The following is a 21,775-nucleotide window of genomic DNA, read 5'->3' as shown; positions in this document are numbered from 1 at the left end:
TAATAAGTACCTGCGCTGCCGGCCGGTTTCATCATATTTCTGGATTTTTCATGAAGTCTTTTGCATTTGTCTTTCCGGGGCAAGGCTCGCAATCGGTTGGCATGCTCGATGGTTGGGGTGACCACCCGGTGGTGGCGCAGACCCTGCAGGAAGCCTCGGATGCTTTGGGTGAGGATGTCGGCCTGCTGATCAAGGAAGGCCCCAAGGAGGCTTTGGCCCTCACCACCAACACCCAGCCGGTGATGCTGGTCGCTGGCGTGGCGGCATGGCGGGTGTGGCGCGCAGAAGGCGGCGCAGCCCCGGTGGCCGTTGCCGGGCATTCGCTGGGCGAATACTCCGCTCTGGTGGCGGCTGGTGTGTTGACGCTCGCGCAGGCGGCCCTGCTGGTGCGGCTGCGTGCGGCGGCCATGCAAGAGGCGGTGCCTGTCGGCACAGGCGCCATGGCGGCCATTCTGGGCATGGAGGCTTCCAAGGTCATCGCTGGTTGTGCTGAGGCTTTGGCATCGTTCGGGCCAGGTACGGCTGAGGTGGTGGAGGCTGTCAATTTCAACGACCCGATCCAGACCGTGATCGCCGGTACCAAGGCGGGTGTAGACAAGGCCTGTGAGGTGCTCAAGGCGGCAGGCGCCAAGCGCGCATTGCCCCTGCCAGTGTCGGCGCCTTTCCATTCCAGCCTGATGAAGCCTGCGGCTGAAAAGCTGCGTATGGCGCTGGCGGAGGTTGCGCTTGCTACCCCTCAGATTCCGGTGGTCAACAACGTGGACGTGTTGGTACAGCAAGACGCTGATGCCATTCGCGAGGCGCTCTACCGCCAGGCCTTTGGCCCCGTGCGCTGGGTGGAATGCGTGCACGCGCTGAAAGGCCGTGGCGTGACGCACATCATTGAATGTGGCCCTGGCAAGGTGCTGGCAGGCCTCACCAAACGCATCGACCCTGAATTGGTCGGCGCAGCATTGTTTGACTCGGCCACGCTGGCTGAAACCCGGGAGTTGTTGGCATGACGGAATCGACCCAGACAGCAGTGCAAGCGGCGCAAGTGGCGCTGGTGACCGGTGCATCGCGCGGCATCGGTGCTGCCATTGCCCTGGAGTTGGCGGTGCGCGGCTACCAGGTGGTGGGTACAGCCACCACGGATGAAGGCGCTGCGCGCATCAGCCAGGCGCTGGCGGCTTACCCTGGTTGCCGCGGTGCCAATCTGAATGTGAACGATGTGGCTGCGGTCGAGGCCCTGATGGACGCCATCGTCAAGCAGCAAGGTGGCCTGCATGTGCTGGTGAACAACGCGGGCATTACGCGCGACACTCTGGCCATGCGCATGAAGGACGACGACTGGGATGCCGTGCTGGACACCAATCTCAAGGCGGTATTCCGCACGAGCCGCGCCGCGATCCGGCCGATGATGAAGCAGCGCTTTGGGCGCATCATCAGCATCACCAGCGTGGTGGGTGCGTCGGGCAATCCAGGCCAGGCCAACTACGCTGCGGCCAAGGCGGGTGTGGCGGGCATGACGCGCGCACTGGCCCGTGAGCTGGGCAGCCGCAGTATCACCGTGAACTGCGTGGCACCCGGTTTCATCGAGACCGACATGACCTCCGTGTTGCCCGAAGAGCAGCAAAAAGCGCTCAATGCGCAGATCCCGCTGGGTCACATGGGCAAGCCGGCCGACATCGCGCACGCGGTGGCGTACCTTGCCTCGCGCGAGGCAGGCTATGTGACGGGGCAGGAGTTGCATGTCAATGGCGGCATGTACATGTAGTTATTGAAAGTTAACGCCGGTTCATCCGGACGGCAGGTCGTTTAGGGGCTTCTCCTTAAGCGGCTAGAATCGCGGATTCATTCACAACCCCCAGAGGGAAACCATGAGCGATATCGAAGCACGCGTCAAAAAAATCATTGCCGAACAACTCGGTGTGGAAGAGTCCCAAGTCACCAATGAAAAGGCCTTCGTGGCAGACCTCGGTGCCGACTCGCTCGACACGGTGGAACTGGTGATGGCTCTGGAAGACGAATTCGGCATCGAGATCCCGGACGAAGACGCCGAGAAGATCACCACGGTGCAAAACGCCATCGACTACGCCAACACCCACCAGAAGGCCTGAGCGGCGCCCTGCGCCTGACTCAAGCGATCAGCAGAAGGTTTTATACGCATGAGCCGTCGTCGCGTTGTCGTGACCGGCCTGGGTTGCGTCAGCCCCGTGGGTAACACGGTGGCCGAGTCCTGGGCCAATCTCCTTGCCGGCCAGTCCGGCATTGATCTCATCACCAAGTTCGATGCATCGAACTTCGCCTGCAAGATTGCGGGAGAGGTCAAAGGTCTTGACCTGGAGTCGTACATCAGCGCCAAGGATGCGCGCGCGATGGATACCTTCATCCACTATGGCATCGCTGCTGCAGCGCAGGCCGTCCAGGACGCAGGGCTTCCCACGGGTGAAGCGCTCAGTGAGGAGTTCGCCACACGCATTGCCTGCGTGATCGGCTCCGGCATTGGCGGCCTCCCGCTGATCGAAAACACACACGCCGAGCTGGTCAGCCGCGGGCCACGGCGTATCACTCCATTTTTTGTACCTGCGTCCATCATCAACATGGTGGCAGGGCATGTGTCCATGCGCTTTGGCTTCAAGGGTCCCAACCTTGCCGTGGTGACTGCCTGCACGACAGGCTTGCACTGTATCGGCGAGGCCGGTCGCATGATCGAATACGGCGATGCGGACGTGGTCGTGGCTGGCGGTACCGAATCCACGGTATCTCCGCTGGGCATCGGCGGGTTTGCTGCCATGCGGGCCCTGTCTACCCGCAACGATGATCCCAAGACGGCATCCCGCCCCTGGGACAAGGACCGCGACGGTTTTGTGCTGGGCGAAGGCGCCGGTGTGATGGTGCTCGAAGAGTATGAACACGCCAAGGCGCGAGGCGCCAAGATTTATGCCGAACTCAGCGGCTTCGGCATGAGCGCAGATGCAGGTCACATGACCGCTCCCAACATGGATGGGCCCCGGCGCGCCATGCTCAGCGCGTTGCGCAACGCCGGGATCAATGCCGATCAGGTGGATTACCTTAACGCCCACGGCACGTCCACTCCTCTGGGTGACATCAACGAAACCAATGCAATCAAAGCGGCCTTGGGTGACCACGCCTACAAGACCGTTGTGAGCTCCACCAAATCCATGACGGGCCACTTGCTCGGTGGTGCGGGGGGGATTGAGAGTGTGTTCACCGTGCTGGCACTGCATGAACAAAAAGTGCCGCCCACCATCAACCTGTTCAACCAGGATCCGGAGTGCGATCTCGACTACTGCGCCAATACGGCGCGGGACATGAAGATTGATGTGGCCGTCAAGAACAACTTTGGCTTTGGCGGCACCAACGGAACGCTGGTATTCAAACGCGTCTGATTGCGCGCACATACCAATCTCGGATCCGGTGGCAATACGTATCGCTCGTGGGCCTGCGGGCGATGTGTCATTGACTGTGGTGTCGGTCTGTCATCGAGTTGGCGCTTGATTCGTCCGTCGAAGGGAGCTGTCTTGTGACGCGGCTTTCGAGGCGGCCTCCCTCTGTCCAATATTCGCTGCGTCGCAGTCGGGCTCTGGGCGTGCTGTTGGCTGCCTGGGTGCTTGCTGGTGGTGCCGTTTTGGTTGCCTGGATCGCTTTGGGGAGCCGTGCTGCGCATCTGTCTATCGCAGTGGCCCTGTGCTTCTGGCTGCCAGCGATGGCGGCTGTAATGCATTTTTGGTGGAGCCAAGCCCGTGGAGTTTTGCAGTTCGACGGCCAAGCCTGGACGCTGAACCGAGTGGTGCCGCCCACCAGTGTGCCGCTGACGCTTTCAGCGCCCCCTGAGGTGCTTCTGGATCTGCAGGCGCATCTGTGGGTGCGCATCTTGCTCGTCGGACATCCGCCGCTGTGGTTGTGGCTGGAGCGTTCCAGTCAGCCAGAGCGCTGGATGGACTTGCGCCGTGCGGTATATTCGCGCGCCAGATCGGGCGCTGACAACGCTGACGAAACCGCCCGGCAAGCTGCCCCAGGGCGTGAATACTGAGTATCCATGACTGTAATTCCGCCTTCCCCCTCCGAAGACAGCGACCTCCAACTGGTGGAGCGCACGGTAGCGGGCGACCAGCGCGCCTATGAATTGCTGGTCATCAAGTACCAACGCCGCATCGAACGACTGATCGGGCGCATGGTGCGCGACACGGACCTGGTGCAGGACATTGCCCAGGAAACCTTCATTCGCGCCTATCGGGCGCTGCACCAGTTTCGCGGCGACGCCCAGTTTTACACCTGGCTGTACCGGATTGCTGTCAACACAGCCAAGAAGGCGCTCATGGACATGAAGCGCAACCCAGTCATTTCCGAAAATGCATTCAGGGGTTCGGAGGACGAGGATGAAACTTCCCGCCTTGGACACGAACTAACCAGCGACGAAACCCCCGAAACTGTCCTTGCGGCCCAGGAAATCGCCCAGGTCGTGAATGCAGCCATGGAGGCCTTGCCCGATGATCTGCGCCAAGCTGTCACGCTGCGAGAGATTGAAGGGCTCAGTTATGAAGAAATTGCTACCGCGATGGGGTGCCCCATTGGTACGGTGCGATCTCGAATTTTTCGGGCGCGAGAAGCCATTTCGGCCAAAGTGCGACCCTTGCTCGAAAACCAGTCGGGCAAACGGTGGTGAGGTGATTGAATGAACAAGGCACAAACAGGTATCACCGCCTCGGCGGACGTCAGCTTGACCGGCGGACGGAGCGAACAGCTATCTGCTCTGGCGGATGGTCAGCTGCACGGCGATGAGTTTGCCGATGCGCTGGCCTGGGCGGCGGAAGACGAAGGACGCGACACATGGGCGGTTTACCACCTTGTGGGCGATGCGTTGCGTTCTTCTGATTTGGCGCGGCCAGCAAATCCAGCGTTTCTGTCCCGCTTGCGCGAAGAGCTGGCCAAGGAAGCTCCGCCACAGCGTCCCCATGTTCCAGCACAACTGGGCATCGTAGCGACCCCTCTGCCTGTGGCTGCCAATGCTTCGGTTTTCCGTTGGAAGATAGTTGCGGGCTTTGCGTCGCTGGCCGCCGTGGCCGCCATTGGCTGGACCTCGTTCTCCCAACTGCAGGGGGCGGGCGGAGCGGGGGCTCAACTGGCCGCTTCTTCCCCCGAGCGTGCGACGGCGCAAGGTGCGCCTGTCGTGGCTGTTGCTGATGCGGACGGCCAGCAAGTGATGATCCGGGATCCTCGCTTGGATGAGTTGCTGGCGGCCCATAAGCAGTTTGGCAGCACTTCGGCCCTGCAGATGCCTGCTGGCTTTTTGCGCAACGCTACTTTTGAGACTCCTGGCCGCTGAATCGTGAACGGTATGTCTGGCGCTGAGATCGTGTGATGAACCCCTCTGGAGTTGCGAAGGTCTTTGGAAATACCCGGGTTCGATGGCTTGGCTCGCTGATAGCCGCAGCGATGTGTGGCTTGTTCGTGGGGCCTGTGGCGGGGGCTCCTGCTGCATCCTCTGAGTCAACTACCACTGCAGTGGCAGAGCGCGACATGGCGCAGTGGATCGAGCGCATGCACAGCGCACCGTGCATCCGAGCCTATGCCGGAACCTTTGTGGTGTTGTCGGCCAACGGCGCCATGTCCAGTTCACGCATCTGGCACGCATGTGATGGCCAGCAACAATTGGAGCGGGTTGAATCGCTCAGTGGCACTCCGCGCACTGTCTATCGCCGTAACGACGAAGTTCGTACCTTCCTGCCCCAGGCGCGCATTGTGCGGTCAGACCGCCGCGATGCATCTGGGCTCTTTCCGCGCGTACCTGTGGTCAGCGGTACATCGATCGCCCAGTTCTACACGCCCCGCCTGCTGGGGCAGGAGCGGGTGGCTGGCTTCGTGTCGGACGTGGTCTGGTTTCAGCCTACGGATACCCTGCGTTTCGGTTATCGGCTCTGGAGCGAGCGTGAAACCGGGCTGGTGGTGAAGCTGCAGACGCTGGCGGCTGATGGTCGGGTCTTGGAGCAAGCGGCTTTTTCTGAGCTGGATCTCAATGCACCGGTGAAGGTTGATCAGCTGACGCGTCTGATGGACGCGACGTCGGGTTACAAGGTGGTTGCACCCTCAGTGGTCAAAACTACGGCAAAGGCCGAAGGTTGGGCCTTGCGCCAGCCCGTGGCCGGATTCGTGCCTGTCAGCTGTCACCGACGGGCGATGTCTGACGCTCCGGATGCCTCCAGTGTCTTGCAGTGCCTGTACTCCGATGGACTGGCCTCGGTGTCGTTGTTTCTGGAGCCCTTCGACCCGCAGCGCCATCCCGCGCAGCCCCAGGTGTCCAGTATGGGCGCTACACAGCTGGTAGCCCAGCGTGGGCCGTCAGACACGTGGTTGACCGCAGTGGGAGAGGTACCTCTGCAGACACTACGCCTTTTTGTAGGTCAGCTGGAGCGCCTGCGCTGACAGCCGCGCTGCCGATGGCTGCGGGCCGCCATACCCGGTCATTTGGCGGTTTGTGTGGGCATGGAGGGCGTGACGAATGCGGGGAACCATTTGGCGTCACACTCTTCACAGTCACACACAATTCGTGAACAGCATTCGCCAAGAATCAAGAAAGGTCGAAGATGCCGAAGTTTGATGGAAGTATGTTGCGTTCGGTGGCAGTGGCATGCCTGATGGGTGGTCTGGCCACGGTCTCGGTAGCGCCCCATGCGGCGTTGGCACAACCTGCACCGCTGGTTCGGGGTTTGCCTGATTTCACCGATCTGGTGGATCAGGTGGGGCCGTCGGTGGTCAACATCCGCACCGTCGAGAAAGCGTCCAGTCGAGCCAACGCCAATGGCATGGACGAAGAGATGCTGGAATTCTTTCGCCGGTTTGGGGTACCCATCCCCAATGCTCCGCGTCAACAGCGGCCTCAACGGCCTCAACAGGAAGAAGAGGCGCAGCCACGTGGAGTGGGATCGGGTTTCATTCTGACCTCTGACGGGTTTGTGATGACCAACGCGCATGTGGTTGAAGGCGCTGACGAGGTCATTGTGACCTTGACGGACAAGCGTGAGTTCAAGGCGCGCATCGTGGGGGCTGACAAGCGCACTGACGTGGCCGTTGTGAAGATCGAGGCGTCAGGATTGCCTGCTGTGAAAGTGGGGGATGTGAGTCGCCTCCGTGTGGGCGAGTGGGTGATGGCGATCGGTTCACCCTTTGGGCTGGAAAACACGGTCACTGCTGGCATCGTCAGCGCCAAGCAGCGCGATACGGGTGACTACCTGCCCTTCATCCAGACGGATGTGGCCATCAACCCCGGAAACTCTGGCGGGCCGCTCATCAACATGCGTGGTGAGGTGGTGGGCATCAACAGCCAGATCTATTCCCGCTCTGGCGGATTCATGGGTATTTCGTTCGCCATCCCCATGGATGAAGCCATCCGTGTGAGTGAGCAGCTGCGCGCTTCGGGCCGTGTGACGCGTGGCCGTATCGGTGTCCAGATCGGGCAAGTCACCAAGGATGTTGCTGAGTCGATTGGCCTGGGCAAGGCGCAGGGCGCTCTGGTGACCGGAGTGGAGGCAGGATCGCCCGCAGACAAAGCGGGTGTGGAGGCGGGCGACATCATCACGCGCTTTGATGGCAAACCCATCGAGAAGGTGGCAGACCTGCCGCGCCTTGTGGGCAACACCAAACCAGGCAATCGCAGTTCGGTGACGGTGTTCCGTCGCGGTGCATCCCGCGATCTGGCCATCACCATCGCGGAGATCGAACCTGACAAGCCCGCCACCAAAGTAGCCGAGCGCGAGGAGAAGCCCAAGGCCTCTGCCGCTGCACAGCAGATCGGTTTGTCAGTGACGGAACTGACGGATGCCCAGAAGAAGGAACTCAAGCTCAAGGGCGGGGTGGTCGTGGCGACCGCCACGGACGCGGCAGCACGCGCTGGCCTCCGGGAAGGGGACATCATCCTGTCGGTTGCCAACACCGAAGTGGCGGGCGTGAAAGAGTTTGAATCCGTGCTTTCCAAGGCTGATAAGAGCAAGTCCATCAATGTGCTGTATCGCCGCGGCGAATGGGCTCAGTACGCGCTGATTCGCCCCGGCAGATAAGCGCCACAAGCGAGAACGAGGATGGCCCGGAGTCGGGCCATTCCCTACGTTTCAAGGGGGCCATTGTCGGTGCTTGGTTTTTTTTGAGGGGTTGGTAGGAGGCGTCCACACCAGTCTGGATGTTAGCTTTTGCTAACTTTTCAGAGGTCCATCAACCAGTTTCGATAGAATAGAGACTTGCGTTCAACGCTTATCTGCATATCGACGGGCGCTCTGTTCACGATGTGGGATGTTTTTGAGCAATGCACAGTTGATCCACAGCTCACCCACAAGTTGTCCAGCGTTGTTCTTGTGCGGACTGTGTATAAACTGTGTATAAAATTCCTGTTGCACCCTGGCAACTTCCCTTGGATGCCGAGGGGCGGGCTTTTTCAGGCGGCCTTTTTGCCTACAATGAAGCTCCAACTATCGCAGTTGCCAATGATTGTTGGTTCAGGGCGCGTCGCCATTCGACGCGCCCTTTTTTCTTGTGCGCACTGTTTTAATTCAATCACTTGACGCTTTCCGTTGATGAATCACATCAGAAATTTTTCCATCATTGCGCACATCGACCATGGCAAGTCGACGCTTGCCGACCGCTTGATTCAGCGGTGCGGAGGTCTTGCAGACCGTGAGATGGAGGCCCAGGTTCTGGACTCGATGGATATCGAAAAAGAGCGTGGGATAACCATCAAGGCGCAGACCGCTGCGCTGCAGTACAAGGCCCAGGATGGGCAGGTCTACAACCTCAATCTGATCGACACGCCAGGGCATGTGGACTTCTCGTATGAGGTGAGTCGTTCGCTGTCTGCATGCGAGGGTGCGCTGTTGGTGGTGGATGCATCGCAGGGGGTCGAAGCGCAGACTGTGGCCAACTGCTACACCGCTCTGGATCTGGGTGTGGAAGTGGTGCCGGTGCTCAACAAGATGGATCTGCCCAACGCTGATCCAGACAACGCCAAGGCCGAGATCGAAGATGTGATCGGCATTGATGCCACCGACGCGATTCCTTGTTCTGCCAAAACCGGTATGGGAATCGATGAGATTCTGGAGGCGATTGTTGCCAAGGTGCCCGCACCACGTGGCAATGCCGATGGCCCGCTGCGCGCGATGATCATCGACAGCTGGTTCGACAGCTACGTCGGGGTGGTCATGCTGGTGCGTGTGGTCGATGGCCGCTTGCTCAAGGGCGAGCGCATCAAGATGATGGCCACGGGCGCGGTGTACAACGCCGACAACCTGGGGGTGTTCACGCCCGCCAACGAGCCGCGCAATTCCCTCGATGCAGGGCAGGTGGGCTACATCATTGCCGGCATCAAGGAGCTGCAGGCCGCCAAGGTGGGTGACACCATCACGCTCGAGAAGAAGCTCCCCAACAATGCAGGGCCTGCTACGGACGCGCTGCCTGGTTTCAAGGAGATCCAGCCCCAGGTGTTCGCAGGTCTTTACCCCACCGAAGCCAGCGAGTACGACTCGCTGCGTGACGCCCTGGAAAAGCTCAAGCTCAACGATGCTTCGCTCCACTATGAGCCCGAGGTGAGTCAGGCGCTGGGCTTTGGCTTCCGCTGCGGCTTTCTCGGACTGTTGCACATGGAGATCGTGCAAGAGCGGCTGGAGCGCGAATTCGACCAGGACCTCATCACGACGGCCCCCAGTGTGGTCTATGAGGTGGTCAAGGCCGACGGCGAAGTGATCATGGTCGAGAACCCTTCCAAGATGCCTGACCAGGGTCGTCTGGAGGAAATCCGCGAGCCTATCGTGACGGTCCATCTGTACATGCCGCAGGACTATGTGGGCCCGGTGATGACGCTGGCCAATCAGAAGCGTGGCGTGCAGATGAACATGGCGTACCACGGTCGCCAGGTAATGCTCACTTATGAAATGCCCCTCGGTGAGATCGTGCTCGACTTCTTTGACAAGCTCAAATCGGTCTCGCGCGGCTACGCCTCCATGGACTACGAGTTCAAGGAGTACCGTGCCTCCGATGTGGTGAAGGTGGATATCCTGCTCAACGGAGAAAAGGTGGATGCCTTGTCCATCATCGTGCACCGTTCGCAGTCGCAGTACCGCGGCCGGGCAGTGGTTGCCAAGATGCGCGAGATCATCAGCCGCCAGATGTATGACGTGGCCATCCAGGCGGCCATTGGCGCCAACATCATTGCGCGCGAAACCATCAAGGCACTGCGCAAAAACGTGTTGGCCAAATGTTATGGCGGCGATATCACCCGCAAACGCAAGCTTCTTGAGAAGCAGAAAGCAGGCAAAAAGCGCATGAAACAGATCGGATCGGTCGAGGTGCCTCAAGAGGCATTCCTGGCCATTTTGCAGGTGGAAGATTGATGCAATTCATGCAAATTTTGACGTCACTGGTGCTGACGGCCTTCGTGGGCTATATCGGTGCCTGGTATACCGGAGCTATCGAGGGCAACTTTGCACTGCTTTTGTTTCTGGCGACGGTCGTCACCGGCATCTACTGGCTGGCAGAGCGCATTTATTTTCTGCCCCGGCGGCGCCGCGCGGCGCAGGCCATCGAGGACGCAGCAACCGAGCGGCGTGCGGAGCTAGATCGCATGGGCATCCAGAAGGTGGATGTGGATGTGCAGGAAGCCAAGGGCCGCATCCTCATGCAACCCTGGTGGCTGGACTGGACTGCGGGGTTGTTCCCAGTCATCGCTGCGGTGTTTTTCTTGCGCTCGTTTCTTTTCGAGCCTTTCAAGATTCCATCGGGCTCCATGATCCCAACGCTGCTCGTTGGCGACCTGATTTTGGTGAATAAATTCACCTATGGCATTCGACTGCCTGTTATCAACACACGGTTGACCGAGGGCTCCAGGCCCGTTCGCGGCGATGTTCTGGTGTTCCGCTATCCACCACAGCCCAGCATGGACTACATCAAGCGTGTGGTAGGGGTGCCGGGCGATGAGGTGGCCTACATCAACAAGCGCCTCACCATCAACGGTAAAGCTGTTGACACCAAGGCGTTGCCCGACTTCTTTGAAGAAGACTCCATGCGTTACTTCAAGCAGTTTGAAGAGCAACTCGGCGATCAGCCCCATCGGTTGTTGAATAACCCCGATGTGCCCGCTTTCGTACAAGGCGCCAGCAATTTTGCCTATCGTGAAAACTGCCGCTACAGTGTAGAAGGTGTCACTTGCAAGGTGCCGGAGGGGCACTATTTCATGATGGGCGACAACCGCGATAACTCGCTCGATTCCCGTTACTGGGGGTTTGTGCCCGAGGGCAACATCGTGGGCAAGGCCTTTTTTGTCTGGATGAATTTCGGTAATCTCAAGCGCATCGGCTCGTTCCATTGAGTGCGGGCGATTGCAAATAACATTGAGGGGGTCATTGATGAAAACATATCGCACTGCAAGCCGCTCAAGCCAACGCGGGCTGTCGTTTTTCGGGCTGATTTTTGTGGGGCTGATCGCTGTGGCGGCTTTTGCTATCGGAGGTCAATCAGTTCCGATCTTCCTAGAGTTCGCTTCGGCGAAAAAGGCCATTGAGAAGGCCAAGGTGGAGAGTACGGTGCCCGGGGTGCGCGCTGCGTTTGATCGTGCTGCGGCCATTGACGACATCAAATCCATCAAGGGGTCGGACCTTGAGGTAACGAAGCGAGGCGACAAGGTGGTGGTGTCGTTCAAATACTCGCGCGAGATTCCCCTGGCGGGCCCAGCCTATCTGGTCTACCGCTTTGATGCGCAGACCAACTAGGTGCAGCCCGGTCTTTTAGCTCTGCAGGATCGCCTGCAGCATGTGTTTGCCGATCCTTCGCTGCTCCAGCGTGCCACCACACACCGCAGTTTCTCTGCGGACCATAACGAGCGGCTTGAATTTCTCGGCGACTCGGTTTTGAACCTGGCGGTGGCCAGCCTGCTGTACCAGCGTTTGTCTGCCTTGCCCGAGGGTGACTTGTCGCGGGTGCGGGCCAATCTGGTCAAGCAGGACACGTTGCACCAGTTGGCGGTGCGACTCAAAGTCTCAGAGGTACTGCGCCTCGGAGAGGGGGAGGCGAAATCAGGGGGGCAGCAGCGCCCCTCCATCCTGGCGGACGCGTTGGAGGCCCTGATTGGCGCGGTGTATCTGGATGCCGGTTACGCCAGCGCAGAAGCGCTGGTGCACCGTCTTTTCCAGGGCGTGGAGATCAACCCGCAGATGCAGGCAGCATCCAAGGACGCCAAAACCGCGTTGCAGGAGTGGCTCCAGGGCCGCAAAATGAGGCTGCCGCAGTACAAGGTGGTCGCGACGGTGGGTGCGGCCCACCGCCAGACCTTTGACGTCGAGTGCGATATTCCCGAACTGGGCCTGACCGAGCGTGGCATCGGCGGTTCCCGCAGGGCAGGCGAGCAAGCCGCCGCCGCGGCCATGCTGGCCACATTGAAAGCAAAGAATTTATGAATGACGCTACCAAAGATGTAGCTCCTGACCAGGGTGCTGAAAGCGCCCCGGTGCAAAACGATCTGGAAGCCATGCTGGCTGCTGCGGGGGCTCCGGCGGCTGTGCCCGGCCAACGCTGTGGTGTGATCGCCATTGTTGGCAAGCCCAACGTGGGCAAGTCCACCCTGCTCAATGCCCTGGTGGGGCAAAAGATCAGCATCACCTCGCGCAAGGCGCAGACCACGCGCCACCGCATCACGGGCATTCGCACCCTGGACCAGACGCAGTTCATTTTTGTGGACACCCCTGGCTTCCAGACCCGGCACGCCACCGCACTCAACAAGTCGCTGAACAAGACTGTGATGGGCGCGATTGGCGACGTGGACCTGATCCTTTTTGTGGTGGAAGCCGGCAACTTCACGCTGGCGGATGCCAAGGTGCTTTCGCTGTTCAAGCCGGGCATTCCCACGCTGCTGGTGGCCAACAAGCTGGACATGGTGCACCGCCGTGCCGAGCTGGCTCCCTGGCTCAAGAGCATGCAGGAGCGCCACCCGTTTGCCGAGTTCGTGCCCATGTCGGCCAAGAACAAGGGCGACATCGAGCGTTTGTTTGGCATCTGCGCCAAATACCTGCCCGAGCAGGCCTGGTGGTATGGCGAGGATGAACTGACCGACCGCAGCGAGAAGTTCCTGGCCTCTGAAACCGTGCGCGAGAAGCTGTTTCGCTTCACGGGCGACGAACTGCCCTACACCTCGACCGTGGTCATCGACAAGTTCGATGAGGAAAAGAGCAAGCAGCACAAACGCCTGGTCAAGATTGCCGCCACCATCGTGGTGGAGCGTGACAACCACAAGATGATGGTCATTGGCGACAAGGGCGAGCGCCTGAAGCGCATTGGCACCGAGGCCCGCCAGGAGCTGGAAAAGCTCATGGACGCCAAGGTGTTCCTGGAGCTGTGGGTCAAGGTCCGCTCCGGCTGGGCCGATGACGAAGCCCGGGTCCGCTCCTTCGGCTACGAATAACCCCGAAAGCTGACTTCCCCGTCTTCCTGCGCGCACACCCCGCAGCAGGCGTCACGGGCGATCCCTCCGTACCATTCATCCCCGCAGCACCGTGGCCGTAGCCAAGCGCATTTCTGATGAACCTGCGTTCGTGCTGCACAGCTACGACTGGAGCGAATCCAGCCTGATCCTGGAAGTCTTCTGCCGCCAGCAAGGGCGGACCGCACTCGTGGCCAAAGGGGCCAAGAAGCCCAGCTCCAACTTCCGCCCGGTGCTGCTGCCGCTGCAGCCCTTGCTGGTGACCTACACGCTCACGGGCGATGGCCATGCGGACATCCACACGCTCAAGGGCGCCGAATGGGTGGGGGGGCATGTGATGCCCACGGGAGATGCCTTGCTGTCGGGCATGTACCTCAATGAACTGCTGCTGCGCCTGCTGGCGAGGGCAGACCCGCACCCGGCATTGTTTGATGCCTATGCAGGAGTGGTGCGCGTGCTGGCCAGTGAGCATGGCGATGCGCTCGAGGCGGTGCTGCGCAGTTTTGAGCTGCTGCTCCTGCGCGAGATCGGCCTCTTGCCGGGACTGGACGTGCAGACCATGACCTTCGCCCCCCTGGAGCCGGGCACCCGCTACACCCTGGTGCCCGAAGGCGGCTTGCGTGCCGCGTCGGCAGCGGACCGCGCAGGCCTGCTGGGCAGCCAGTGGCGGGCCCTGCAGCATGGCCTGGATGACGTGGCCAGCTACACCGCCACCTTGCGCGCATGTGCCCCCGTGGCGACTGAACTCAAGCCGCAGCTGCGTGCCCTGCTGCAATACCATTGCGGCAGCCCGACGCTGCGCACCCGCCAGCTCATGATTGATTTGCAGGCCCTATGAATCCATCCTCTCACTCTCCCCTGCGCACCGCCTTGTCCGTCAATGTCAACAAGGTGGCCTTGGTGCGCAACACGCGACACCTGGGCATTCCCAGCGTCACCCGCGCGGCCGAGTTGTGCCTGCAAGCGGGTGCGCAGGGCATCACGGTGCACCCCCGGCCCGACGAACGCCACATCCGCAGCCAGGACGTGCATGAGCTGGCAACCCTGATGAAGGCATGGCCCGACCGCGAATACAACATCGAGGGCAACCCGTCGCAGAACCTGATGGACTTCATTCGCCAGGTGCGCCCCCAGCAGGCGACTTTTGTGCCCGACAGCGAGGACCAGTTCACCAGCGACCACGGCTGGAGCTTTCCGCAAGATGCCGAGCGCCTGGCGCCGCTGGTGGCTGAATGCAAGGCACTGGGTGTGCGCGTGAGCCTCTTCATGGACCCGGTCCCCGAGCAAATGGCAGCGGCCAAGGCCGTGGGAGCCGACCGGGTGGAGCTGTACACCGAGCCCTATGCCGCCGCCTGGGGCTCGGCGCAGCAGGCGGCCGAGCTCAAACGCTATGCCGCAGCCGCCCAGGCCGCGCTGGACGTCGGATTGGGCGTCAACGCTGGCCATGACCTCAACCGGGACAACCTTGCGGCTTTTGTGCGCGAAGTGCCGGGCGTTCTGGAGGTCTCGATTGGCCATGCGCTGATTGCTGATGCGCTGGAGCTGGGCTACGCCGCAACCGTGCAGGCGTACCTGGACTGCATTGCCCAGGGCTTTTTGGGCGCTGGGAACTCCTGATTTGATAGCTGCAGAAGCATGTTTCACTAGCGCTTCTAGCCATTTTGATTGAAATTTCATGATCTACGGCATCGGCACCGACATCTGCGACGTGCGCCGCATCGCGGCCAGCCTGGCGCGCCACGGCGATCGCTTTGCTGAAAAGGTGCTGGCCGAGGGCGAACTGGCCACCTGGCGTGAACGCAGCGCGCGCTGGCCCGACCGGGGTTTGCGCTACCTTGCCACCCGGTTCTCGGCCAAGGAGGCTTTCAGCAAGGCGATCGGTCTGGGCATGCGCATGCCGATGACCTGGCGCCATTGCGAGGTCGCCAAGCTACGCAGCGGCCAGCCTGTCATCGTGCTACACGGCGCGCTCAAGGAATGGTTTGAGGCCCAAGGCTTGCAGGCGCACCTGAGCGTGACCGACGAAACCGACTACGCCGCCAGCTTCTGTGTGGTAGAAAAAATCCAAACCAAATTACCTTGAAGCGCATGATTCATATGTGCTGATAGCTATCAATTGAGTAGCAATTGACCCTTGAAACGTCCCATGACTGAACACGCACCCCTGATCCTCGACGTCGCTGGCACCACCCTCAATGCCGATGACCGCCGCCGCCTGGCGCACCCACTCACGGGTGGTGTCATCCTGTTTGCCCGCAACTGGGAAAACCGCGCACAGCTGCTGCAGCTCACCAGCAGCATCAAGGCCGTGCGCGACGACCTGTTGATCTGTGTGGACCACGAAGGCGGCCGCGTGCAGCGTTTTCGCACCGATGGTTTCACCCACCTGCCGCCCATGCGTGCGCTGGGGGAGATGTGGATGGATGACGGCAAGGGCGCCAAGGCTGTGCCCGGCAGCGGCGCCCTGCGCGCCACCAATGCGGCCACGGCGGCGGGTTATGTGCTGGGTACCGAATTGCGCGCCTGCGGTGTGGACTTCAGCTTCACGCCCGTGCTCGACCTGGATTGGGGCGAAAGCGGAGTGATCGGAGACCGGTCTTTCCACCGCGACCCCCGTGTGGTGGCGCTGCTGGCCAAGAGCCTCATGCACGGCCTGCTGCAGGCGGGCATGGCCAACTGCGGCAAGCACTTCCCTGGCCACGGCTTTGTCAAGGCGGACTCGCACACCGAGGTACCTGTAGACAAGCGCAGCCTCAAGGCCATCCTGGCCGACGATGCGGCGCCTTACCCCTGGCTCAGCAGCACGCTCACCAGTGTGATGCCGGCCCATGTGATCTACCCCAAGGTGGACAACCGCCCCGCCGGTTTCTCGCAGCGCTGGCTGCAAGACATCCTGCGCCGAGAGATGCGTTTTGATGGCGCGATCTTCAGCGACGACCTCAGCATGGAAGGTGCCCGCCGCCTGGACGGCCAGGTGGTCAGCTACACCGATGCCGCCGTGGCGGCGTTGGAAGCGGGTTGCGACCTGGTGCTGCTGTGCAACCAGAGCGTGGGCGATGGCAAGGCGGTGGACGAACTCATCACGGGCCTCGACAACGCCCGCAACCAGGGGCGCTGGCAACCCAGTGTGGACAGCGAATCCCGCCGCCTGGCGCTGCTGCCCGAAACCCTGCCGCAAGCCTGGGATGAACTGATGTACCAGCCTGCCTACCTGCAGGCGCTGGACCTGTTGCCTTGACCTGCGCGTGGTGGTGTGTCCGGTACGGCGCCACCCCTTGCGGTGCCGAGTGTGTTACCCGCTAGGGCGTGTTGAAGGGCCCTGGCGTCACAGGTGTCGGTGCGGCCGGTGAGGCATTGGCTATCGCATCCGCAGTGGTCGCAGGCGGGGCAGGGGGCGGCGGTACCCCCTGAAACCTGCGCACCACGCGCTGGAACACCAGCGCATTCGGAATCTGCAGCCAGGCCGTGTGACCGGTGGCTGCCCCGTGGTCTTCCAGCGTGGTGTAAAGCAGGTTGATGTCCACCACGCGCCCCTTGGCGCCAGGCTTCTCTGCGGTGTCCAGCACCTCGATGTAGTCGCCGATCTTGAAGGGCCGCACGGTGAAGATCAGCAGCGCACAAAACAGGTTGGACAGCACGCTCCAGGCTGCGAAGAACGCGACGGCACCCACAGTGGCAAAACCGGTGAAGGCGGTCCAGAGCACCGTGGCGGACACCCCCATGCGCTCCAGCACCAGCAGCACGGCGCTGGCAATGATGAGCCAGCGGATCAGGCCGTTGATGGGCACCAGCAGTTCATTGGGCAACTGGTAGTGGGCGCTGGCACGGCGCACCAGGCGCCTCAGTGTGCGCTGCAACAGCCAGGCGACAAACAGAATCAGCAGGATCTGCGATCCAGGGATGATGACCTCAAGCCAGTCCTGCATCCACTCGGGCAGTCGGGTTTTCAGAACTTGCATGCGGGAGACGGCGGTACGGGCGTTGCGTTCGGTCGCGTCGAACGAGAAGAAGTGGAAGAAACTCAATTGCGCAATTGCTCCACGGTGTCCATTTGCATTTCAAAACTGAAGAAGCGGTTGCGGCCCTGGGCCTTGGCGGCATAGAGCGCCTGGTCGGCCCGCATGATCATGCTCTCGGCGTTGGTGCTGTCGTCGGGCACGCAGGTGGTGATGCCACCCGACAGGGTCAGTGTGTCGCCCAGTGGGGAGTCTGCGTGTGCAATGGCACGCACCTTGAGCAGCTGCCCCAGGGCGCGTGCAAAGGTCATGGCGCCGGAGCGGGGCGTGTTGGGCAGGATGAGTGCGAACTCTTCCCCCCCGTAGCGCGAGGCCACGTCCCGGGGGCGCACACAGACCTCGCGCAACAGGCGGCCCACCTCTTTCAGGCAGGCGTCTCCTTGCACGTGGCCGCTGGCGTCGTTGAAAAGCTTGAAGTGGTCCAGATCGCACAGCATCAGCGTGAGCGGCGTGCCGTCGCGTCGCGCGGCCAGGATCTCGTTGTGCAGGATGCGGTCAAACCCGCGGCGGTTGACGAGGCCCGTGAGCGCATCGATTTCCACCATCTCGTTGAGCCGCTGGTTGGCGACATGCAACTCGGCCGACATCGACACCAGCCGTCGGCGCATGTCCAGCAACCGCCGCATGGCGCGCAGCTTGGCCATCAGCACGATGGGCTTGACGGGTTTGACCAGGTAGTCGTCGCCCCCCACCTCAATGCCGCGCCACACATCCAGTTCGTTGTCCAGGCCCGACAGGAAGATGATGGGCGTCCAGTCCCCCGCCTCGCTCTCACGCATCTGCTGCGCCACCCAGTAGCCATCCTGGCCCGGCAGCTTGATGTCCAGCAGCACCAGATCGGGCCGGTGGGTCTTGAACAGATGCAGCGCAGCCGGGCCCTCGGGTGCCTCGAAGATGTCTGACACCCCCGCCCGCCGCAGTTCGGCCACCAGCGCCGCGCGCACGGACCCCTGGTCTTCGACCACCAGTACCGAAAAAGCATTGCCCGAAGGCGGGGGCTCGTTGGCAGGGTAGGGCGCGTTGCTGGAGCTGAAGGGCACGGTATGTCTCCTTGGTGCCTGGTGACCGGTAGAGGGGGCAGTCGCAGACCGCCCTCCGACGCAAATCAGGCCTCAGGACTCGCGGCGCAGCGCAGGGAACAGAATCACGTCGCGAATGCTGGGGCTGTCAGTCAGCAGCATCATGAGGCGGTCAATACCAATGCCGCAACCCCCCGTGGGTGGCATGCCGTACTCCAATGCGCGCACGAAGTCGTGATCGTAGAACATGGCTTCGTCGTCGCCACTGTCTTTGGCGGCCACCTGGGCATGGAAGCGTGCGGCCTGGTCTTCGGCGTCGTTTAGCTCGCTGAAGCCGTTGCCGAACTCGCGGCCGGTGATGTACAGCTCAAAGCGCTCGGTCACCTCGGGGCGGGTGTCGTTGGCACGCGCCAGGGGCGAAATTTCGGTGGGATGTTCCATGATGAAGGTGGGCTGCCACAGCTTGTCTTCCACCGTTTCTTCAAAGTACAACACCTGCAGGCTGGCCAGCGTGCGGGTCGAGAGCTTGTCCTTCTCTTCGGTCATGCCCAGCTTCTTCAATGCGCTGATGAGCCAGGCGGCATCGTCCACATGGGCACCGGCCTCGGTGTACTGGAAGATGGCTTCACGGATGGTCAGGCGGGCAAACGGCTGGGTCAGGTCCACCGCGCGGCCCTGGTAGGTCATCTGCAGCGAGCCCGTGGCCTTGAGCGCCACTTCACGGATCAGCGTCTCGGTGAAGTCCATCAGGTCCAGGTAGTTCCAGTACGCCGCGTAGAACTCCATCATGGTGAACTCGGGGTTGTGGCGCACCGAGATACCTTCGTTGCGGTAGCTGCGGTTGATCTCGAACACGCGCTCGAAGCCGCCCACGATCAGGCGCTTCAGGTACAGCTCGGGCGCGATGCGCAGGTACATCTCCTGCTCCAAAGCATTGTGGTGCGTCACAAACGGCTTGGCATTGGCACCGCCCGGGATGGGGTGCAGCATGGGCGTTTCGACTTCGAGGAAGCCGTGGCTCACCATGAACTCGCGCAGGCCGCTCACGGCCTTGCTGCGGGCCACGAAGCGCTTGCGGGCCTGCTCATCGGTGATCAGGTCCACATAGCGCTGGCGGTACTTCTGCTCCTGGTCGGCCATGCCGTGGAACTTGTCGGGCAGCGGGCGCAGGCTCTTGGTCAGCAGGCGCAGGCTGTTCACCTTGACCGACAGCTCGCCGGTCTTGGTCTTCATCAGCAAGCCTTCGGCACCCACGATGTCGCCCAGATCCCAGTGCTTGAAGGCCGCATACAGCTCTTCGCCCACAGCGTCACGGGTCACGTAGAGCTGGATACGCCCACCCACTTCGCCCAGCGAGCCATCCTGGATCGTGGCGAAGCTGGCCTTGCCCATCACCCGCTTGAGCATCATGCGGCCAGCTACAGACACATTCACCGGCGTGGCTTCCAGAGACTCGTTCGTGGCAGCGCTGTGTTCCAGGTGCAACTGGGCAGCCTTGTGGCCGGGCTTGAAGTTGTTGGGGAACGCAACGCTACCGCCGTTGGCCTGGGCTTCGCGCAGAGCGCGGAGCTTTTCGCGGCGCTCGGCGATGAGCTGGTTGTCGTCCTGGGGGGGGAGGGTGGTGGTGGTGTCAGACATGGAGAGCCGCCCGCAAATGGAGGCGTTCAGAGGCGTTATTCGAACCAAAACCTGTGATTTTAGTTTTTTGCACGTGCCGTGGGGTGCTTGTACCCGTCTGAGCCCGGATAATTTGCCGCATGTTTCTTAAAGCGGGCCTCCTCTCACTGCTGTTGCTGCTGGTCAGTCGCGTATTGGGGGTGTTGCGTGAAACAGCATTGGCCGCTGCTTTTGGCAGCTCAGGCATGGCAGATGTGGCCATCGTCATGTTGACCCTGCCGGATTGGCTTGCGGGCGTATTCGTCAGCGGTGCGTTGGCCTATGTTCTGCTGCCGCATTGGGCGAGAGAGTCGGCCACGCAGCAGAATGCCACACAACATCGGGTGGCCAGGTATCTGCTGTGGGGAAGCATCCTGCTTACAAGTGTGATGACGGCGACCCATGCTTCATTGGGGCCTCTGCTGGTGCCGGGAATATCGCTTTCCCTTGAGGGCTCAGTCGGTCAAGCGGTGGTTTGGAGTGCTCTTGCCTTGCCAGCCGCCATGCTGGCGGGTCTGTGGGCAACGCGGCTGCAGCATGAGAGGGACTTCCTGGGCATGTATAGCGCGAACCTGGTGGTCAATGGTGTATTGATTACAGCGCTGGTCTTTTGGAGCACGCGTGGATCTGCGACGGGCGAAGGGGCGGTGCCAACGTTGGGTGTCTTTCTGTTGGTAGCGGTCTTCATGAGGCTGCTGTGGCAGGGCTGGCGCATGCGACCGCTGTACCGCCATGGCAACTCCCCGCCCTCTTCTTCCATCGCGCCTGGCCCTTTGCCCGGCTGGCGCATCTGGATATGGGCGGTTTTGGGGGCCGGTCTGCCACTGACCTTGCCCTTCGTGGCGCGTACCTTCGCGTCTGGCGCGGGTGAGGGGGCTCTTGCTACCTTCAACTATGCATGGAAACTGGTGGAGTTGCCGTTGGTTCTGGCGATCCAATTGGTGGCGTCGCTGGCTTTCCCCGCCATCGCCCACGCCCACGGTAGGCAAACCGACTCTGAAAATTCAAACGAGGAAGCGATGGCATCTGCCGTACGCGGCGCCCTGATATTGGCCTGGACATTGGCCTGCGCAGCAGCAGCAGCGTTGTTGGTGGGGGCTCCCGCTATCTCCAGTGTGCTCTTCGGCTGGGGGCGCATGCAAGCCTCAGCTTTGGTGCAGATTGCAGCCTGGGGTAGTGTGGGTGCCTGGGGCTTGTTGCCGCAAGCACTTTTGGCAGTAGCTTTGACAATTTTGGCCACCGTAGGGCGCATGCGTTTTGCAGTGCTGGCCTATGCGCTCGCCCTGGCGATAGTGCTCGTTGCTGGAGTCATGGGTTACACGGCGGGGCACCAGTTGATGTGGGCTCTGAACGCGGGGTTCCTTGGTGCTGCGGTGGTGGCTTGGGGCGCGCTGGGCGTTCCTGCCATGCGGCGCTGGGTTCCGGTGAGGGCCTTGCTGTCGCCCTTTTTCATGCTGGTGGCCTGGGTGACCGTGACGCAATGGCTTGGCCTTGCAGGAGCAACGCCTTCTTCGATTTCTGGATCAAAACAGGTTCAAGCGTTTCTTCTATCTGTGGTAGCTGCTCTCTTTGTTATAGCGTCTGGTTGGTTCGTTGGCCCCGGATTGCGCCAAGCCCTGCGGTCATAATCC

Annotated in this window: 22 protein-coding genes; 19 read left to right on the top strand and 3 right to left on the bottom strand. The window is 61.4% G+C overall.

The window, feature by feature from the left end; translation table 11 throughout:
- Positions 1–50 precede the first annotated feature (50 nt).
- The 18 genes from fabD (at position 51) to nagZ (ending at position 16,691) form a co-directional block, all read left to right on the top strand.
- Positions 51–1,001 (top strand): ACP S-malonyltransferase, encoded by a 951-nt coding sequence (gene fabD, locus ATF69_RS13115; protein ID WP_146871241.1) that lies wholly within the window; start codon positions 51–53, stop codon positions 999–1,001.
- Positions 998–1,756, top strand: a complete 759-nt coding sequence (gene fabG, locus ATF69_RS13110; protein WP_146871240.1) for a 3-oxoacyl-ACP reductase FabG — start codon at positions 998–1,000, stop codon at positions 1,754–1,756. The genes fabD and fabG overlap by 4 nt, the downstream gene beginning before the upstream one ends.
- A 103-nt stretch (positions 1,757–1,859) precedes the next feature.
- On the top strand, positions 1,860–2,099 hold the full coding sequence (gene acpP, locus ATF69_RS13105) for an acyl carrier protein (RefSeq protein ID WP_003058049.1): 240 nt from the start codon (positions 1,860–1,862) through the stop codon (positions 2,097–2,099).
- A 48-nt stretch (positions 2,100–2,147) separates the two neighbouring features.
- Positions 2,148–3,392 (top strand): beta-ketoacyl-ACP synthase II, encoded by a 1,245-nt coding sequence (gene fabF, locus ATF69_RS13100; RefSeq protein WP_056061355.1) that lies wholly within the window; start codon positions 2,148–2,150, stop codon positions 3,390–3,392.
- Positions 3,393–3,592: 200 nt separating this feature from the next.
- Positions 3,593–4,036 (top strand): hypothetical protein, encoded by a 444-nt coding sequence (locus ATF69_RS13095; protein WP_244303724.1) that lies wholly within the window; start codon positions 3,593–3,595, stop codon positions 4,034–4,036.
- A gap of 6 nt (positions 4,037–4,042) precedes the next feature.
- Positions 4,043–4,669 (top strand): RNA polymerase sigma factor RpoE, encoded by a 627-nt coding sequence (gene rpoE, locus ATF69_RS13090; protein ID WP_015013192.1) that lies wholly within the window; start codon positions 4,043–4,045, stop codon positions 4,667–4,669.
- Between the two features lie 9 nt (positions 4,670–4,678).
- Complete coding sequence (locus ATF69_RS13085; protein ID WP_146871238.1) at positions 4,679–5,329, top strand: sigma-E factor negative regulatory protein; 651 nt, start codon at positions 4,679–4,681, stop codon at positions 5,327–5,329.
- A gap of 194 nt (positions 5,330–5,523) precedes the next feature.
- Complete coding sequence (locus ATF69_RS13080; protein WP_342212247.1) at positions 5,524–6,426, top strand: MucB/RseB C-terminal domain-containing protein; 903 nt, start codon at positions 5,524–5,526, stop codon at positions 6,424–6,426.
- A 161-nt stretch (positions 6,427–6,587) separates the two neighbouring features.
- Positions 6,588–8,057: a Do family serine endopeptidase gene (locus tag ATF69_RS13075; protein WP_056747590.1), complete on the top strand. Its 1,470-nt coding sequence runs from the start codon at positions 6,588–6,590 to the stop codon at positions 8,055–8,057.
- Positions 8,058–8,567: 510 nt separating this feature from the next.
- Entirely contained in the window at positions 8,568–10,376 is a 1,809-nt protein-coding gene (gene lepA, locus ATF69_RS13070) for a translation elongation factor 4 (RefSeq protein WP_056061364.1), read from the top strand.
- Positions 10,376–11,350, top strand: coding sequence for a signal peptidase I (gene lepB, locus ATF69_RS13065; RefSeq protein WP_146871236.1), 975 nt, complete (start codon positions 10,376–10,378; stop codon positions 11,348–11,350). The genes lepA and lepB overlap by 1 nt, the downstream gene beginning before the upstream one ends.
- A gap of 37 nt (positions 11,351–11,387) precedes the next feature.
- On the top strand, positions 11,388–11,750 hold the full coding sequence (locus ATF69_RS13060; protein WP_056747597.1) for a DUF4845 domain-containing protein: 363 nt from the start codon (positions 11,388–11,390) through the stop codon (positions 11,748–11,750).
- Positions 11,751–12,434, top strand: a complete 684-nt coding sequence (gene rnc / locus ATF69_RS13055; protein WP_146871235.1) for a ribonuclease III — start codon at positions 11,751–11,753, stop codon at positions 12,432–12,434. It begins immediately after the preceding gene.
- On the top strand, positions 12,431–13,435 hold the full coding sequence (gene era / locus ATF69_RS13050; RefSeq protein ID WP_146871234.1) for a GTPase Era: 1,005 nt from the start codon (positions 12,431–12,433) through the stop codon (positions 13,433–13,435). The genes rnc and era overlap by 4 nt, the downstream gene beginning before the upstream one ends.
- A gap of 91 nt (positions 13,436–13,526) precedes the next feature.
- On the top strand, positions 13,527–14,291 hold the full coding sequence (recO, locus tag ATF69_RS13045) for a DNA repair protein RecO (protein WP_056061385.1): 765 nt from the start codon (positions 13,527–13,529) through the stop codon (positions 14,289–14,291).
- Positions 14,288–15,070, top strand: coding sequence for a pyridoxine 5'-phosphate synthase (locus tag ATF69_RS13040; protein ID WP_146871233.1), 783 nt, complete (start codon positions 14,288–14,290; stop codon positions 15,068–15,070). Before recO ends, ATF69_RS13040 begins: the two co-directional genes overlap by 4 nt.
- 58 nt (positions 15,071–15,128) lie before the next feature.
- Positions 15,129–15,536, top strand: a complete 408-nt coding sequence (acpS, locus tag ATF69_RS13035) for a holo-ACP synthase (protein ID WP_056747600.1) — start codon at positions 15,129–15,131, stop codon at positions 15,534–15,536.
- Between the two features lie 63 nt (positions 15,537–15,599).
- Complete coding sequence (gene nagZ, locus ATF69_RS13030; RefSeq protein WP_146871232.1) at positions 15,600–16,691, top strand: beta-N-acetylhexosaminidase; 1,092 nt, start codon at positions 15,600–15,602, stop codon at positions 16,689–16,691.
- A gap of 61 nt (positions 16,692–16,752) precedes the next feature.
- On the opposite strand, the gene ATF69_RS13025 is transcribed toward nagZ, so the two are convergent.
- The 3 genes from ATF69_RS13025 to lysS form a co-directional block, all read right to left on the bottom strand.
- Complete coding sequence (locus ATF69_RS13025) at positions 16,753–17,412, bottom strand: mechanosensitive ion channel family protein (protein ID WP_146871334.1); 660 nt, start codon at positions 17,410–17,412, stop codon at positions 16,753–16,755.
- Between the two features lie 62 nt (positions 17,413–17,474).
- Entirely contained in the window at positions 17,475–18,509 is a 1,035-nt protein-coding gene (locus tag ATF69_RS13020) for a GGDEF domain-containing response regulator (protein WP_146871231.1), read from the bottom strand.
- A gap of 72 nt (positions 18,510–18,581) precedes the next feature.
- Entirely contained in the window at positions 18,582–20,126 is a 1,545-nt protein-coding gene (gene lysS / locus ATF69_RS13015) for a lysine--tRNA ligase (RefSeq protein ID WP_146871230.1), read from the bottom strand.
- A gap of 119 nt (positions 20,127–20,245) precedes the next feature.
- Here lysS and ATF69_RS13010 point away from each other — a divergent pair, with 119 nt between their 5' ends.
- Entirely contained in the window at positions 20,246–21,772 is a 1,527-nt protein-coding gene (locus ATF69_RS13010; RefSeq protein WP_146871229.1) for a lipid II flippase MurJ, read from the top strand.
- Positions 21,773–21,775: the final 3 nt, after the last annotated feature.

The sequence above is a fragment of the Acidovorax delafieldii genome, assembly GCF_007993815.1.
Lineage (GTDB): Bacteria > Pseudomonadota > Gammaproteobacteria > Burkholderiales > Burkholderiaceae_C > Acidovorax > Acidovorax delafieldii.
Note: the sequence above shows the minus strand (reverse complement) of the source record. Positions and strands in the feature narration are given on the sequence as shown.